The sequence below is a fragment of the Agrobacterium sp. LR_9 genome (assembly GCF_041954855.1).
Lineage (GTDB): Bacteria > Pseudomonadota > Alphaproteobacteria > Rhizobiales > Rhizobiaceae > Agrobacterium > Agrobacterium leguminum.
In genome coordinates, this window is the sequence record NZ_JAVAYA010000009.1 from 169,069 (window position 1) to 184,007 (window position 14,939).

Below are 14,939 nucleotides of genomic sequence, written 5' to 3' on the forward strand. Positions count from 1 at the left end.
TGCCTATCCTGCCTTTCGGTTATTCCGCTGCGACAGCAAGCGGTTGATGCGCGGTGAGATAACGTTCCGCTTCCAGCGCGGCCATGCAGCCCATGCCGGCGGCGGTGATCGCCTGACGGTAGATGTCGTCGGTGACGTCGCCAGCCGCGAAAATGCCTTCCACGTCGGTCGCCGTGGAATCGGGGGCGGTCCACATGTAGCCGTTGTCTTTCAGCTTCACCTTGCCCTTGAACAGCTCGACTGCCGGCGCATGGCCGATGGCGACGAAGACGCCGTCGATGGGGAATTCGCTGATCGTGCCGGTCTTGGTATCACGCAGCTTCACGCCGGAGACGGAAGGCGGCATTGGCGGCTTTGCGGGTGCACCGGTAATTTCGGCGATTTCCGTGTTCCAGAGAATCTTGACGTTTTCCTTGGCGAACAGCCGTTCCTGCAGGATTTTTTCCGAGCGGAAGCTATCGCGGCGGTGCACGACGGTGACCGACTTGGCGATATGGGCAAGGTACAGCGCTTCTTCCACGGCGGAGTTGCCGCCGCCGACCACGATCACATCCTTGTTGCGATAGAAGAAACCGTCGCAGGTGGCGCAGGCGGAAACACCGAAGCCCTGGAAATGCTGCTCGCTCTCAATGCCGAGCCACTTGGCCTTGGCACCGGTGGCGATGATCAGCGTATCGGCGGTCCAGACCTGACCGGAATCGGTCTTGACCACGAAAGGCCGCACATTGGTTTCAACCTCGGTGACGAGGTCGCTGACGATTTCCGCGCCCACATGCGTCGCCTGCTTCAGCATCTGGTCCATCAGCCACGGACCCTGGATCGGATCGGCAAAGCCCGGATAGTTTTCGACATCGGTGGTGATCATCAGCTGGCCGCCCTGTTCCATGCCGGCGATCAGCACGGGTTTCAGCATTGCGCGGGCCGCGTAGATCGCCGCGGTATAACCGGCGGGGCCGGAGCCGATGATCAATACCTTGGTGTGGCGGGCAGACATGGAAACGTTCCTTTCAATAGCGGGGCCTCTCGGTAGCAGTGACTTTCGGCACCAGAACCCTCCGGCCGCAAGACGGCGGACAGGCCGCAACCCCTTCGTTGCCCGGTATTTAAGGTTGTCTAGTGTCTTTATTCAAGGGCAGCCTTGCGTTACCAACAAGGCAGTTGTGGATGCGCGCGCAATTTTGTGACCGGGCGGTGGCATAATGTTGCGAATCCCGCGCTGAATAGTACAAGGAAGTTCCACAGCTTAACGAGGTACTCCTCCGTGACCAGCGTCGAACTCGATGCCATCGATCTGAAAATCCTGCGCGAATTGCAGCGCGACGGGCGCATGACCAATGTGGAACTGGCCGAAAGGGTCGGAATTTCCGCGCCGCCCTGCCTCCGGCGCGTCCGCAAGCTGGAAGAGGCGGGCGTGATCGAGGGTTATCACGCCATGTTGAACGCGCCGAAGCTCGGTTTCGATCTCGTCGCCTTCTGCATGGTTGGTCTCAAGCGCCAGTCGGACAGCAATCTGAAGGCTTTTGCGGCGGCAACGGCCGGCTGGTCGCTGGTGCGTCAGGCCTGGATGGTGTCGGGCGAAAGCGACTTTCTGCTACATTGCGTGGCCAAAAACCTGACGGAATTTCAGGATTTCGTCATCGAGGTTCTGACGGCGGACGAAAATGTCGATACGGTGCGCACCATGCTCACCATCCGGCAGGTCAAGCGCGTCGGTCTCGTGGAAATCTGAGCGGCAGGCTTCGTTACTGCCTTAAGACGCGTTACCCGCGCCGCAAAGCTTCATAGACTTCGCCGAGACTCGTAGCCTCTTTATCAAGCGGGAATGTGCTGCGCACATGCGCGAGACCGGCACGGGCATGGCTCTCGGCCAGAGCAGGGTCGGCAAGATAGGTCCTTATCGCATCCCTGAGCGATGCATAGTCACCCGCCTCAACGACTGCGCCGGTTTCACCCCTGACGATCATTTCCTCATAGGCGCCGGCAGTGCTGGTGACGACGGCCGTTTCCGATGCCATGGCCTCGAGCGGCGTCAAGCCGAAACCTTCGTTGCGGGATGGGGCGACATAGAGCGTCAGCCGCCGGTACCACGGCTTGATGTCGTCCACCTCACCCTGAAACACAATGCGATCCGAAAGGCCGGCAGCCTTGACATCGGCCTCGAGTGCCTCGGCAAAAGCCTTGTGTTCCGCCGTTACCCGGCCGGAAACAATGGCTGTCCATTGCGGATGTGCGGGCAAAAGCTCGATCATGGCGCGCACGAAGAGATCGGTGCCCTTCTGGTGGCGCACCCGTCCAAAGCAGCCGATGAGATATTGTCCCGGCAGGCCGGTTGCAGCAATCGTGTCTTCCGGACCGGTTGCCGGATGGAACAGGTCGGTATCGACGCCATGCATGACAACGCGATGGGGTACTTCCAGAAACGAGCCGGAGCGGGTGCTGGTCGCGACCACGGCGTCCATCTTCGAAATCAGAAACCGTGTATAGGCGGAATGCCGCCTCTGTGCGGCCGAGGTGAACAGCAGCTTCACTTTCATGCGCAGCACGTCACGCATGAAAAGACCCGGCAACATTTCAAGATTGCGACGGGCATGCCAGATACGCGGGCCGCCCTGTGGGCCGTTTTGCCAGAGCCGCCAAAGATCGCGGAAGCGCACATGCGGCAGATGCGGCGGCAGGCCGGGGCCGATGACGGCCACCTTCTGTCCCAGCCGGTTCTGCACCGGAATAAGTTGAACGATGGTGGAGGTGACGCCGGAGAGCCTGCGTTTGAAGTTCGGCGCAAGCACCTGCACATCTTTCAGACTGACGTGGGACAAGATGGGCTTCCGTCTTTGCGGCTAATTCGGGGGGATTGAAGACGTCAAGAAAAGCAATGCGCCCGCGTGGGGCGCATTGCATGTGAGGGCATCAGCCCCACTGAACCGCGAGAATCTCGTAGCCCTTGGCGCCGCCAGGGGCGTTGACTTCGATGCTGTCGCCGACTTCCTTGCCGATGAGGGCGCGGGCGATGGGCGAGGAAATGGAGATGCGGCCGGCCTTCACATCGGCTTCCTGGTCGCCGACGATCTGATAGGTCTTTTCCTCGTCGCTATCCTCATCCACCAGCTTGACGGTGGCGCCGAACTTGATCTTCGAGCCCGACATCTTGGAGAGATCGATGACTTCCGCACGTGCGGTCAGGTCTTCGAGTTCGGTGATGCGGCCTTCATTGTGGCTCTGTGCTTCCTTGGCAGCATGGTACTCGGCGTTTTCCGAAAGGTCGCCATGGGCGCGCGCTTCCGCAATCGCCTCGATGATACGGGGGCGTTCCTCCTGCTGGCGCCAGCGCAGCTCCTCCTGCAGCTTGACGAATCCACCCTGAGTCATCGGTACTTTTTCTACCATTTTTTTATCCTTCGCATTCCGGTCGCTTTACTTGCAGACACAAAAAGAAACAGGTTCCGGAGGGGAACTCCGGAACCATGCCAAAATCATAACTGAGCCGACTATATCAGAAGACGACAGCGAAATGCCAGCAAATTTGAGGCGTACATATTTTCTCACGTAATCAATGCGTTACCTTATGTCATTGACATTTGTCTGTGGAACATATAGTGAACATACCCATGAAGAAGTCCATCAGGCAACGGCTGGCCATTCTCTCCGACGCGGCGAAATACGATGCTTCCTGCGCATCCAGCGGCACGACAAAACGCAACTCCGCAGCATCGGGCGGTCTGGGCTCCACGGAAGGGTCGGGCATCTGCCATGCCTATGCGCCGGACGGGCGATGCATTTCGCTTTTGAAAATCCTGCTCACCAATTTCTGTATCTATGATTGCGCCTATTGCATCAACCGCTCCTCCAGCAATGTCGAGCGGGCACGGTTCACGCCGGAAGAGGTGGTTTGGCTGACGCTGGAGTTTTACAGGCGCAACTATATCGAGGGGCTGTTCCTGTCGTCCGGCATCATCCGCTCTTCCGATCATACGATGGAGGAGATGGTGCGCGTGGCGCGGGAGTTGCGGGTTACCCATGGTTTTCGTGGGTATATTCACCTGAAATCCATTCCCGAAGCATCGCCCAGGCTCATTGAGGAGGCAGGGCTTTATGCGGATCGGCTCTCGATCAATATCGAATTGCCGACCGATAGCGGCATTGGCCGTTTCGCGCCGGAAAAGCAGCCCGTCAATATTCGCCGCTCCATGGCCGATATCCGCCTGAAGATCGAGGAGGCGGGAGAGCCTACCGTCCGGACACGCAAAACCAGGCGCTTTGCGCCGGCCGGACAGAGCACGCAGATGATCGTGGGGGCGGATGGCGCTGACGATAGCACCATTCTCTCCACCAGCGCCCGGCTTTATGGCAGCTACGGTTTGCGGCGCGTCTATTATTCGGCCTTCAGCCCCATTCCCGATTCGTCGAAAAACCTGCCGCTCGTCAAGCCGCCGCTGATGCGGGAACACCGGCTTTATCAGGCCGACTGGCTGTATCGCTTTTATGGCTTCGATATCAGCGAGATAACGGCGATCGGCGGCGACGGCATGCTTGATCTCGATATCGACCCGAAACTCGCCTGGGCGCTGAAACATCGCGACCGTTTCCCGGTGGACGTCAATGCGGCGGATCGGGAAATGCTGCTGCGTGTGCCCGGTTTCGGCACCAAGACGGTGGCCTCCGTCCTCTCGTCGCGGCGGTTCCGGCGGCTGCGGCTGGAGGATATCGCGCGTTTCGGCGTTTCCCTGAAAAAGGTGAAGGCTTTCATCGTCGCCGAGGGCTGGACGCCGGGCAAGCTGACCGAGCGGCCGGATTTGCGGGCGATGTTTGCGCCGCAGCCCGAACAATTGTCGCTGTTGTGATGTATGGCCCGGTTCTCGAAGGGCGGGGCGATTTCGGCGAGTGGCGCGATGCCGCGCGTGCGGCCCTTGCCGCCGATATTCCGCCGGAGACGATTGACTGGCGGTTGCGGGATGACGGGGCAGGGCTGCTGGATTTCGCCGGCGAGCCATTGCCGATGGTCGATGCCGGCAATGGGCAGGTTTCCGTTCCGGCCTCGTTCGTGGCGCTGGCGCAGGCCGTCATCTGCCATGGCGATCCCGGCCGGTTTGCGTTGCTTTACCGGTTATTGTGGCGGCTGAAGCGGGATCGCGCCCTGTTGCAGTTCAAGTCCGATCCGGATGTTGCAGAGGCCCGCTTGCTCGAGAAATCGGTGCGCCGGGATTGTCACAAGATGACGGCCTTCGTCCGTTTCAAGGAATTGCCCTTGCCGCAGGGGCAGGGCGGGCGACGGCGGTTCATGGCCTGGTTCGAGCCGGATCATTTCATCGTCGAGCGAACGGCAGCGTTTTTCCAGCGACGGTTTACCGATATGGACTGGCTGATCGCCACGCCGAAAGGGTCCGCCCGATGGGACGGAAGCGAGCTGCAAAGCTCACGGGAGGCGGCGGCGAAGCCTGATCTGACGGACGAGACGGATGAACTCTGGCGGACCTATTATGCCAATATATTCAATCCGGCGCGCCTCAAGATCAAAGCCATGACGGCGGAGATGCCGAAGAAATACTGGAAGAACCTGCCGGAAGCCGATCTCATTCCCGGTCTCGTTCTCGGTGCCGAGGCGCGGGTGCTGGAGATGGCCGCCAGGGCGGCAAGCCAGCCGCAGCCCTTTCACCATCGCCTGCAGGCTGCGGCCGCTGCCCGGGAGACGACGCAACCCGTGCCGGAGGGCACGCTCGCGTCGCTGGCGCGGGAGGCTGCCCACTGTACCCGCTGTCCCCTGCATTGCAGCGCCACGCAAACGGTTTTCGGTTCGGGGCCGGAGGATGCGGAAATCATGATCGTTGGCGAACAGCCGGGCGATCACGAGGATCTCGCCGGCAAGCCTTTTGTCGGTCCGGCCGGCCAGCTTTTCGACCGGACTCTTGCCGATGCCGGTATCGAGCGCAAAAAGCTTTATGTCACCAATGCTGTCAAACACTTCAAATATGAAACGCGCGGCAAACGGCGCATCCATCAGCGGCCGAATGCGGGGGAAGTGGAGCAATGCCGCTGGTGGCTCAATCAGGAAATCGCGCTCGTCCGGCCAAAGCTGATCGTTGCCATGGGCGCAACGGCGCTTTATGCGCTGACCGGCGGCAAGGAAAAGCTTTCGGAGATTCGGAGCCGTCCTCTGCCGATGGAGGAAGGCCGAACGCTTTTTGTCACCGTGCATCCGTCCTACCTCCTGCGCCTTGCCAATGCGCAGGTGAAAGAGGCGGAAACGATGCGGTTCAAGAAGGATATAAGTTTTATTAGAACATTCGAATAAAATTCCATTTGCGCGCTGGAGATTTATTCAATATTTGAGCCATAACTTGCAGTAGTATCATTTACTGATTATTTATCTGTTATTTTTATTGAAACTTTATACTTAATACTATAATTAAGTCCTCCGAATTTATTTACCGTATGGACAAATCATGTTGGGTGAACTCGACCTTGCGACAGTCATACTGATGCAAAAGTGTTCTTATATCGTTGGGCTTTTGAGTTTTATCTATCTGAAAATGACCAATCGCGGCTTGCGCGGTCCCATCCCCCTTGCGGCGGGTTTCGCCTCGATGACGATTGGTTCCACGCTTGCTGGTTATGGCGAATGGGGAATATTGTCGCCGGCCCTGTGGCGGCTCGGCAGTGTCGCTTTCGGTATTGTGGGTTACGCGCTGATCTGGCTCGGCTTGAAGGCGTTGAGCGATGGGCGTTCCGTCGACCGACGGACCGTATCCATTGTCTGCGTCATCTCCGTGCTGGCGATGGTTGTCGCCCAGCAGGTTGCGGAAAATAATGCGTATCGCGCGGCGCTCTTCAATGGCTGCGCATCGCTTGCCTATCTCGCCGGGGCATCGGTGCTTTTGGCCAGATGGCGCAGGGAGCCGCTGCTGTCTCGCCTGGCGCTGGGTGGCATCACCGGCGTCTCCGGTCTCATTTCGCTATCGGTGGTGAAAAGCGTGCTTTTGTCCGATTATGCCACTATCAATCTGGTCAATGCGTTTTTCTTGATCATCATGCTGAACTTCGCCATTGCCCTGTTCGTGATGATGTTCGTGGCCGAGCGGTCGGAGCGAAAACTGCTTGTTCTTGCGAATACCGACCCGCTGACGGGCGTCAAGAACCGGCGCTTCTTTTTCCAGACCATGCCTGCGACGCCCGATCCCACCGATGCGGCCATGTTGCTGGATATCGATCACTTCAAGTCGATCAACGACCGTTTCGGCCACGCCGTCGGCGATAGCGTGCTGCAGGAAGTGGCGAAGCGTATCGGCGGCAGCATCCGCAGCGGGGACGTGCTGGCGCGTTACGGCGGAGAGGAATTCATCATCTACCTGCCGGGCGCCGGCGTTCGCAAGGCCTGCATGATCGGCGAGCGCATTCGCGATGCGATTGCGGTAACCGAGGTCGATTGCGGCGGTCTGCGTGTCGGCGTCACCATCAGCATCGGCGTTGCCGCCACTGGCGAGATGCGCTGCGATCTCCAGACGCTCGCGGAAATGGCAGATCGCGCACTTTACCGCGCGAAGATGGACGGGCGCAATTGCGTTCGGGAGGCGCAGGCGGCATAGGCGGGGCTGCGGGCTGTCGATTTTTCCGCAGGGCGGCACCGCATCGTCGTGTCGTGTAGCGTCGTTGTTGCCCTTCGGTCTAGAAGGGCGGCTTGTCTGCTTCATCCGCCGTGGCGCGGCGGGACAGGGCCTCTTTCAGAAGAACCTCGATCTGGGCATTGATGCTGCGCAACTCGCCGCTCGCGGTGTGCCGGATCATGTTCAATATTGCGGGTTCGATCCGCAGCGGAAAAGCCACCCGCTCCGGTCCCGGTGGACGTCCAGCCATGGTCAGTCCCTCAAGGCGCTTTGGCGTATCGGGGCCAGGTGTCCCCATCGCTGGGATACTATGGCGGGGTACCTCAGCATCTTCATGGAGCGTTTGACCGGAGCGTTGGCAACGGCGCGGCGAATGGCTGCGGGCGATCCGTCATTGAGCAATAGGGACATCATGGGCCTCGTTCGAACCTGATGTTTTGATACCGGCAATGAATTGCAGCAGGATTACGCAATGCAAAACGCCGCGGACATGGTGACCCGCGGCGTCTTGTTTTCATTCAGCGTTGGAACCTGCGGTTCCCGCAGCTTACTGGAAGTAGCTCTGCAGCGGCTTCACTTCCAGATTGCCGGCCTTCAGCGCCTTGATGGCAAGCGCTGCCGCTTCCGCGCCGGCCATCGTCGTGTAGTAAGGCACCTTCTGCATCAGCGTCGCGCGGCGCAGTGACTTCGAGTCAGAAATCGCCTTGTTGCTGTCGGTGGTGTTGATGACGAGCTGGACCTGACGGTTGCGGATGGCGTCTTCGATATGCGGACGGCCTTCCTGCACCTTGTTGATCTTTTCGGCGTTGATTCCCTTTTCGGCGAGGAAACGCTGGGTGCCGCCGGTGGCCAGCACCTTGAAGCCGCTTTCCACGAGAATGCGGATGGCGGGCAGAACGCCTTCCTTGTCCTCGTCACGCACCGAGACGAAGACCGCGCCGGAGCGGGGCAGGTCGACGCCGGCGCCGAGCTGGCTCTTGGCGAAGGCCAGCGCGAAATCGGTGTCGAGGCCGATGACTTCGCCGGTCGAGCGCATTTCCGGTCCGAGCAGAATGTCGACGCCGGGGAAGCGGGCGAAGGGGAAGACGGCCTCCTTGACGGCAATGTGCTTCAGGTTGCGCGGATCGGGCTTTTCGCCGTAAGCGGCAATCGCCGGATCGAGCTTCTCGCCGGCCATGACGCGGGCGGCGATCTTGGCGATCGGCGCGCCGATGGTCTTCGCCACGAAAGGCACGGTGCGCGAGGCGCGCGGATTGACTTCGAGAACGTAGATCGTGCCGTCCTTGATGGCATATTGCACGTTCATCAGGCCGCCGACATTGAGCGCCTTGGCAAGCGCCGTCGTCTGGCGTTCCAACTCGTCGACGATTTCCTTCGACAGCGAACGGACCGGCAGCGAGCAGGCCGAGTCGCCCGAATGGATGCCCGCTTCTTCGATGTGCTCCATGATGCCCGAGACGAAGACGCTTTCGCCGTCGCACAGCGCATCGACGTCCACTTCCACGGCGTTGGTCAGGTAGCTGTCGAACAGCAGCGGGTTCTTGCCGAGCAGGGTGTTGATCTGGCCGGTCTTGTCGTTCGGGTAACGCTGCTTGATGTCCTCGGGTACGAGGCCCGGAACCGTGTCGAGCAGATAGGTCTGGAGCTGGCCTTCCGAATGGATGATCTGCATGGCGCGGCCACCCAGAACGTAAGACGGGCGAACGACGAGCGGGAAGCCGATTTCCGAAGCGACGAGGCGAGCCTGCTCGACCGAATAGGCAATGCCGTTGTTCGGCTGGGCAAGATCGAGCTTCATCAGCAGCTTCTGGAAGCGGTCGCGGTCTTCGGCAAGGTCGATCATGTCGGGCGCGGTGCCGAGGATCGGGATGCCGTTCTTTTCCAGCGCTTCTGCGAGCTTCAGCGGGGTCTGGCCGCCGAACTGCACGATGACGCCAACCAGCTCGCCCTTTTCCTGTTCGGCGCGCATGATCTCGATCACGTCTTCAGCCGTCAGCGGCTCGAAATAGAGGCGATCGGAGGTGTCGTAGTCGGTGGAAACCGTTTCCGGGTTGCAGTTAATCATGATCGCTTCGAAACCGGCATCCTTCAGCGCGAAGGCGGCATGGCAGCAGCAATAATCGAACTCGATGCCCTGGCCGATGCGGTTCGGACCGCCGCCAAGGATGACCACCTTCTTGCGGTCGGAAACCTGCGCTTCCGAGCGGGCTGCGCCGACGAAGGGAATTTCATAGGTCGAATACATGTAAGCGGTCGGCGAGGCGAATTCGGCCGCGCAGGTGTCGATGCGCTTGAAGACCGGACGAACATTCAGGCTGTTGCGCAGTTCGGCCACTTCCTTCGGACGCTTGGACGTCAGGCTGGCGAGGCGGGCGTCGGAGAAGCCCATGGCCTTCAGCATGCGCAGGTTTTCGGCATCCTGCGGCAGGCCATGCTCGCGAATGCGGGCTTCCATGTCGACGATGGCCTTGAACTGGGCGATGAACCACGGGTCGATCTTTGAGTTCTCGTGGACTTCCTCTTCGCTCATGCCCATGCGCAGCGCTTGGGCGACCATGCGCAGGCGGTCCGGCGTCGGCGTGCCGATGGCGGCGCGGATGGCGTTCTTGGAGCCTTCGCCTTCCTCGTAACCGGGGATTTCGATTTCATCGAGACCGGTGAGGCCGGTTTCCATGCCGCGCAGCGCCTTCTGCAGCGATTCCGCGAAGGTGCGGCCGATGGCCATGACTTCGCCGACCGACTTCATGGCGGTGGTGAGGATCGGCGAAGCGCCGGGGAATTTCTCGAAGGCGAAACGCGGGATCTTGGTGACGACGTAGTCGATGGAAGGTTCGAACGAAGCAGGTGTCGCGCCGCCGGTGATGTCGTTTTCCAGCTCATCCAGCGTATAACCGATGGCGAGCTTGGCGGCGATCTTGGCGATCGGGAAGCCGGTGGCCTTGGAAGCGAGAGCGGACGAGCGCGACACGCGCGGGTTCATTTCGATGACGACGAGGCGGCCGTCCTTCGGGTTGACGGCGAACTGCACGTTCGAGCCGCCGGTTTCCACGCCGATCTCGCGCAGCACCGCAATCGAGGCGTTGCGCATGATCTGGTATTCCTTGTCGGTCAAGGTCAGCGCCGGCGCAACGGTGATCGAGTCACCCGTGTGGACGCCCATCGGATCGATGTTTTCGATGGAGCAGATGATGATGCAATTGTCCGCCTTGTCGCGGACGACTTCCATCTCATATTCCTTCCAGCCGAGAACCGATTCTTCGACCAGAACTTCCGTCGTCGGCGAGGCGTCGAGGCCGCCGGAGACGATGTCGAAGAATTCCGAGCGGTTATAGGCAATGCCGCCGCCGGTGCCGCCGAGCGTGAAGGACGGGCGGATGATGGCCGGCAGGCCGACATGATCGATGGCCTGAGCGGCGATTGCCATGGCATGGGCCATGTAGCGCTGCTTGCGGTCGGTTTCGCCAAGGTTCCACTGGTTTTCGAGATCGTCCAGCGCCTTGTCGAGATCGGGGCCGGAAAGCCTGCCCTTCAGCTCGGTGCGCGCGGCCTCGTGCTTCTTGCGGTCGGCATCCTTGATTTCGGTGGCGTTGGCCAGCATGGAGCGCGGAGTTTCAAGGCCGATGCGGGCCATGGCTTCGCGGAAGAGGGCGCGGTCTTCGGCCATGTCGATGGCTTCGGGCTTCGCACCGATCATTTCGACATTGTAACGGTCGAGAACACCCATGCGCTTGAGAGAGAGCGCGGTGTTGAGCGCGGTCTGGCCGCCCATGGTCGGCAGAAGCGCATCCGGACGCTCCTTGGCGATGATCTTCGCCACGACTTCAGGCGTGATCGGCTCGACGTAAGTGGCGTCGGCAAGGCCCGGATCGGTCATGATCGTCGCCGGGTTGGAGTTGACCAGGATGACCCGGTAACCCTCTTCCTTCAGCGCCTTGCAGGCCTGGGTGCCGGAATAGTCGAATTCACATGCCTGACCGATGACGATCGGTCCCGCGCCGATGATGAGGATGGACTTGATATCTTGGCGCTTCGGCATGGCTCTCTCGTTCCGCTTTTCGGTTGCGCAAAACACCGGCCAGGGTGAAGGATCACCGGTCGGGGGGCGCAATTCAAATGTTTTCAGGCTAGAAGCGGCTTATAGGCAAATGTTTTTGAGAACGGAACCCCATAAATTCCGGAATCGACAGAAACTCTTAACGGGCAGGGGCGTGTGCGGTGAAACGGGCCTGTACCGCAGCACTGTAAGAGCGGCTGACGGGGATTTCACTGCCGTCTCTGGTCATGACATGCAGACGGCCGGCCTGTTTGCGCAGGGAGACAAAGTCGGCATCGGCAATCCAGTGGGAACGATGCACCTGTAAACCCGCCGTCTGGCCGAGTTCTTTCAGCGCATCGGCAAAACGTAGCAGAACCAGCTGCTGCCCGCGCGTGGTGACGATTTGCGTGTAATGATCCTGCACCGACAGCCGCAGCAATTCTCCGCGCTTTTGCGGCGGCAATCGTTCCAGCAAGGGGATGATGCTTTTCCCGTCCCTATCTGCATTTGCCTTTGTGTCCGTTTCGGCGTCCGCCACCTTTTCGAAGGACTGGCGGGTCGTAAGGTAACTCAACAGGCAGAAGATCGCGCAGAGCGGCAGGGATGAGAGGCTGCTCTTCAGAACCGGCGTGAGACCCATCTCCTTGCCGTAGAAAATCTGATTGGTAATGGCGAGCAGTAGCCCGATCGGCAGTGCCGCCGTCAGCGAGCCGATCATCATGCGTGTCAGCATGTTGTCGATGTGGCCTGCAAGGATCGTCTTGGCGATGACCGAAAAGGAGATGGCGAGCATCCAGGCGCCCGCTTGAACGATTGTCCAGTAAAGCAGCCGGTCGGCGAAGCTCATGGTTTCGCTCGTCCCGAAAGGCCCGGTCAAGATGAAGATCGCCAGCACGGCAAGAAACGTCAGCCACAGCCTGCGCGATTGCAGCATGGCGTGCATTTCACGAAGCGTGAATTGCAGAGACGGGTGATCCACGAAGTTTTCCTGCTGATGGCGCCAATCCGTTTTTCTTCTCCGCATGTTTTGCCGAAATTGGCTTCGATTTCAACCGAACCGAAACAGCGCCCATGTCATTCCAGCCTTTGTTAGATGCATCGCTTGCCGTGCAGTTCCATGTTGCCACCGTCGTGCCCGCAGCCCTTCTTGGGGCCTTCATTTTCCTGCGCCCAAAGGGCACCGCCATTCACCGGCTGCTCGGCAAGATCTGGGTGGTGCTGATGGTCGCGACTGCGGCGTCTACCTTCTTCATCCATGAATTGAAGGTGTTTTATGGTTTCAGCCCGATCCATCTTCTTTCCGTCTTCACCATCTACGGGTGTCTGAAATCGATCTATTTCGCCCGCCGCGGCGATATCAGACGCCATATGCGGATCATGCAGAGCGTTTATCTCGGCGGCATCGTGATTGCCGGAGGTTTCACCTTCGTTCCCGGCCGCATCATGCATGAGGTTGCTTTTTGTGATGGCAGAGCCGGATTTTTGGTCCTTTCCGCCGGCGCTCTCCTGTTTGTCGTCCTGTTTCTGACCGTGCTGAAACAAAGACGCAGAGCCGCATCACGCTCTCCGTTTGCCACCTCTGCTTTCTTCCGGAACAAGATGTATTATAGTGCCGTTATAAGGCAGCTTGTTGAGGCGGAACCGCCGGGAGAAGAGCATGGAATGGAGAGGGCGCCGCCAGTCGGACAATATCGAGGATCGGCGCGGCATGTCGGCGGGGCCGAGTGATCCTTTTTCCCGAGGCGGGATGCGCGTGCCAATCGGGCGTCGCGGCGGCGGTATCGGGATTGGCGGTCTTCTGGTCATTCTATTGATCAGCTGGGTGCTCGGCATCAACCCGCTGACGTTGCTGACCGGCGGCGATCTGTCGATGGATGGCGGCGGTACGACGCAATCGGGGACCCAGCAGTCCGGCACGCGTCCGCAGGGCCAGTCGTCGGACGAGACGACGGCTTTCGTGCGCACCGTACTGGCCGAGACGGAAGATACGTGGAGCGGCATTTTCCAGTCGGCCGGCGAGACCTATCAGAAGCCGACGCTGGTTCTGTTCTCCGGGCAGGTGTCTTCCGCCTGCGGTTATGCTTCCGCTGCCAGCGGCCCGTTCTATTGCCCGGGCGACCGCAAGGTCTATCTCGACACCAGCTTCTTCAAGGAACTCGACCAGCGTTTCGGCGCGGCCGGCGATTTCGCGCAGGCTTATGTGATTGCGCATGAGGTCGGCCACCACATCCAGAACCTGACCGGCGTTCTGCCGGAGTTCAACCGCCGCCGTCAGTCGATGAGCCAGACGGACGCCAACAAGATGTCGGTGCGCGTCGAGCTTCAGGCGGATTGTTATGCCGGCATCTGGGGCAAGTTCACCGAGCAGAAGGGTATTCTCGAAACCGGCGACCTCGAGGAAGCGCTGAACGCCGCCCACCAGATCGGCGACGATACGCTGCAGAAGCAGACACAGGGCTATGTGGTGCCTGACAGTTTCAACCACGGCACCTCGGCACAGCGCGCGGAGTGGTTCAAGCGCGGTTTCCAGAGCGGCCGTGTCGAAGATTGCGATACGTTCTCGGCGAATATCTGAGAGCCGGACAGGAGAGGGGGCTTTTCAGCCCCCTTTTCATTTAGCGCATCAAAAGCGCCACGGCATACATGCCGAGGGCGAAAACCGTATGGGCCACGAGGTTGAGAAAGCGGACCTTGTTCGGGTTGGGGGTCTTCGACGCCGCCCAGCCAATGCCGAGCCCCGGCTGCAACAGGAACCAGCCCGCGCCGACCGTGACGATGCCGACGATCCAAGGCTCAATGAACGAAGGATTGGCAAACCACGCGGCCGGGACTACCAGCGCGAGAACGATGCCATAAAGAATGCCGACGGCGTAATGCGAAATCCAGCCGAGCGCCAGTTCGTGCTCATAGGGTTCAGCCGTGGCGATGCTGTCGTGAAATATCGTACCTTTCGGCACATGCCAGAACCAACGGCCGACCGGCGCCCAGTTCGGGGCGGACTGGCCGAAGAACCGGTGCAGTACGATTGCCCATATATCCATAAACACGGTGCCGCCAATGCCCATGGCAATGCCGCGCCAAATCAGTTCCAGCATGAATCCCTCCGCATTATCATGATCGATCAAGCTCTAGCGGATCACGCCGGTGGCGGGAACAGGCTTTTTTCGATTGCTGCGAATGGACATGAGAATGGCCGGATCGCTCCGGCCATCAGAGTGGTGAGAAAGGCGCAAGACCTCGCCCCCGTCATGCTCGTGCTTGTCCCGAGCATCTGCAACCGATCGGATTTAACGCGACGTGGTTGGATC

At 59.9% G+C, this 14,939-nt stretch carries 12 protein-coding genes and 1 pseudogene; 6 read left to right on the forward strand and 7 right to left on the reverse strand.

The annotated features are described in order from the left end of the window. Positions 1 to 19 precede the first annotated feature (19 nt). Positions 20 to 994, reverse strand: coding sequence for a thioredoxin-disulfide reductase (gene trxB, locus RAC79_RS13165; protein ID WP_003522850.1), 975 nt, complete (start codon positions 992 to 994; stop codon positions 20 to 22). Between the two features lie 267 nt (positions 995 to 1,261). Here trxB and RAC79_RS13170 point away from each other — a divergent pair, with 267 nt between their 5' ends. Then, the gene (locus RAC79_RS13170) at positions 1,262 to 1,729 is read left to right on the forward strand and encodes an Lrp/AsnC family transcriptional regulator (protein WP_020811379.1); all 468 of its coding nucleotides are present in this window, start codon (positions 1,262 to 1,264) and stop codon (positions 1,727 to 1,729) included. A 31-nt stretch (positions 1,730 to 1,760) separates the two neighbouring features. On the opposite strand, the gene RAC79_RS13175 is transcribed toward RAC79_RS13170, so the two are convergent. Then, on the reverse strand, positions 1,761 to 2,816 hold the full coding sequence (locus RAC79_RS13175; protein WP_078051806.1) for a glycosyltransferase family 4 protein: 1,056 nt from the start codon (positions 2,814 to 2,816) through the stop codon (positions 1,761 to 1,763). 91 nt (positions 2,817 to 2,907) lie between these two features. Beyond that, a complete protein-coding gene (greA, locus tag RAC79_RS13180) occupies positions 2,908 to 3,384 on the reverse strand; it encodes a transcription elongation factor GreA (protein ID WP_003522847.1) in 477 nt (158 codons plus the stop codon). A gap of 221 nt (positions 3,385 to 3,605) precedes the next feature. Here greA and RAC79_RS13185 point away from each other — a divergent pair, with 221 nt between their 5' ends. The 3 genes from RAC79_RS13185 to RAC79_RS13195 all read left to right on the forward strand — a co-directional run bounded on the left by RAC79_RS13185 (position 3,606) and on the right by RAC79_RS13195 (position 7,577). Further along, positions 3,606 to 4,838, forward strand: coding sequence for a putative DNA modification/repair radical SAM protein (locus RAC79_RS13185; RefSeq protein ID WP_065655741.1), 1,233 nt, complete (start codon positions 3,606 to 3,608; stop codon positions 4,836 to 4,838). Next, a complete protein-coding gene (locus RAC79_RS13190) occupies positions 4,838 to 6,286 on the forward strand; it encodes a UdgX family uracil-DNA binding protein (protein ID WP_174039519.1) in 1,449 nt (482 codons plus the stop codon). The genes RAC79_RS13185 and RAC79_RS13190 overlap by 1 nt, the downstream gene beginning before the upstream one ends. Before the next feature lie 151 nt (positions 6,287 to 6,437). Next, positions 6,438 to 7,577 carry a GGDEF domain-containing protein gene (locus tag RAC79_RS13195; protein ID WP_174039518.1) on the forward strand — a complete coding sequence of 380 codons (1,140 nt, stop codon included), beginning with the start codon at positions 6,438 to 6,440 and terminating at the stop codon, positions 7,575 to 7,577. Positions 7,578 to 7,656: 79 nt separating this feature from the next. On the opposite strand, the gene RAC79_RS13200 is transcribed toward RAC79_RS13195, so the two are convergent. From RAC79_RS13200 to RAC79_RS13210, 3 genes are all read right to left on the reverse strand, one after another. Beyond that, positions 7,657 to 7,845, reverse strand: a complete 189-nt coding sequence (locus RAC79_RS13200) for a hypothetical protein (protein WP_078051809.1) — start codon at positions 7,843 to 7,845, stop codon at positions 7,657 to 7,659. Between the two features lie 297 nt (positions 7,846 to 8,142). Beyond that, positions 8,143 to 11,631, reverse strand: a complete 3,489-nt coding sequence (gene carB, locus RAC79_RS13205) for a carbamoyl-phosphate synthase large subunit (protein ID WP_174039517.1) — start codon at positions 11,629 to 11,631, stop codon at positions 8,143 to 8,145. Positions 11,632 to 11,788: 157 nt separating this feature from the next. Beyond that, positions 11,789 to 12,655 (reverse strand): LytTR family DNA-binding domain-containing protein, encoded by an 867-nt coding sequence (locus tag RAC79_RS13210; RefSeq protein WP_174039516.1) that lies wholly within the window; start codon positions 12,653 to 12,655, stop codon positions 11,789 to 11,791. Between the two features lie 47 nt (positions 12,656 to 12,702). Here RAC79_RS13210 and RAC79_RS13215 point away from each other — a divergent pair. Both RAC79_RS13215 and RAC79_RS13220 read left to right on the forward strand, forming a co-directional pair. Continuing rightward, positions 12,703 to 13,188 (forward strand): annotated as a pseudogene (locus tag RAC79_RS13215) (DUF2306 domain-containing protein); the annotation flags it as partial. Positions 13,189 to 13,288: 100 nt separating this feature from the next. Continuing rightward, positions 13,289 to 14,206, forward strand: coding sequence for a neutral zinc metallopeptidase (locus tag RAC79_RS13220; RefSeq protein ID WP_065655747.1), 918 nt, complete (start codon positions 13,289 to 13,291; stop codon positions 14,204 to 14,206). 40 nt (positions 14,207 to 14,246) lie between these two features. On the opposite strand, the gene RAC79_RS13225 is transcribed toward RAC79_RS13220, so the two are convergent. Continuing rightward, positions 14,247 to 14,726 carry a DUF2938 domain-containing protein gene (locus RAC79_RS13225; protein ID WP_174039515.1) on the reverse strand — a complete coding sequence of 160 codons (480 nt, stop codon included), beginning with the start codon at positions 14,724 to 14,726 and terminating at the stop codon, positions 14,247 to 14,249. Positions 14,727 to 14,939: the final 213 nt, after the last annotated feature.

Coding starts and splice junctions, on each gene's coding strand:
- RAC79_RS13200 (WP_078051809.1), bottom strand. CDS start 7,845: ATGGCTGGACGTCCACCGGGACCGGAGCGGGTGGCTTTTCCGCTGCGG.
- RAC79_RS13225 (WP_174039515.1), bottom strand. CDS start 14,726: ATGCTGGAACTGATTTGGCGCGGCATTGCCATGGGCATTGGCGGCACC.
- greA (WP_003522847.1), bottom strand. CDS start 3,384: ATGGTAGAAAAAGTACCGATGACTCAGGGTGGATTCGTCAAGCTGCAG.
- trxB (WP_003522850.1), bottom strand. CDS start 994: ATGTCTGCCCGCCACACCAAGGTATTGATCATCGGCTCCGGCCCCGCC.
- RAC79_RS13220 (WP_065655747.1), top strand. CDS start 13,289: ATGGAATGGAGAGGGCGCCGCCAGTCGGACAATATCGAGGATCGGCGC.
- RAC79_RS13195 (WP_174039518.1), top strand. CDS start 6,438: ATGTTGGGTGAACTCGACCTTGCGACAGTCATACTGATGCAAAAGTGT.
- RAC79_RS13190 (WP_174039519.1), top strand. CDS start 4,838: ATGTATGGCCCGGTTCTCGAAGGGCGGGGCGATTTCGGCGAGTGGCGC.
- RAC79_RS13210 (WP_174039516.1), bottom strand. CDS start 12,655: ATGCGGAGAAGAAAAACGGATTGGCGCCATCAGCAGGAAAACTTCGTG.
- RAC79_RS13185 (WP_065655741.1), top strand. CDS start 3,606: ATGAAGAAGTCCATCAGGCAACGGCTGGCCATTCTCTCCGACGCGGCG.
- carB (WP_174039517.1), bottom strand. CDS start 11,631: ATGCCGAAGCGCCAAGATATCAAGTCCATCCTCATCATCGGCGCGGGA.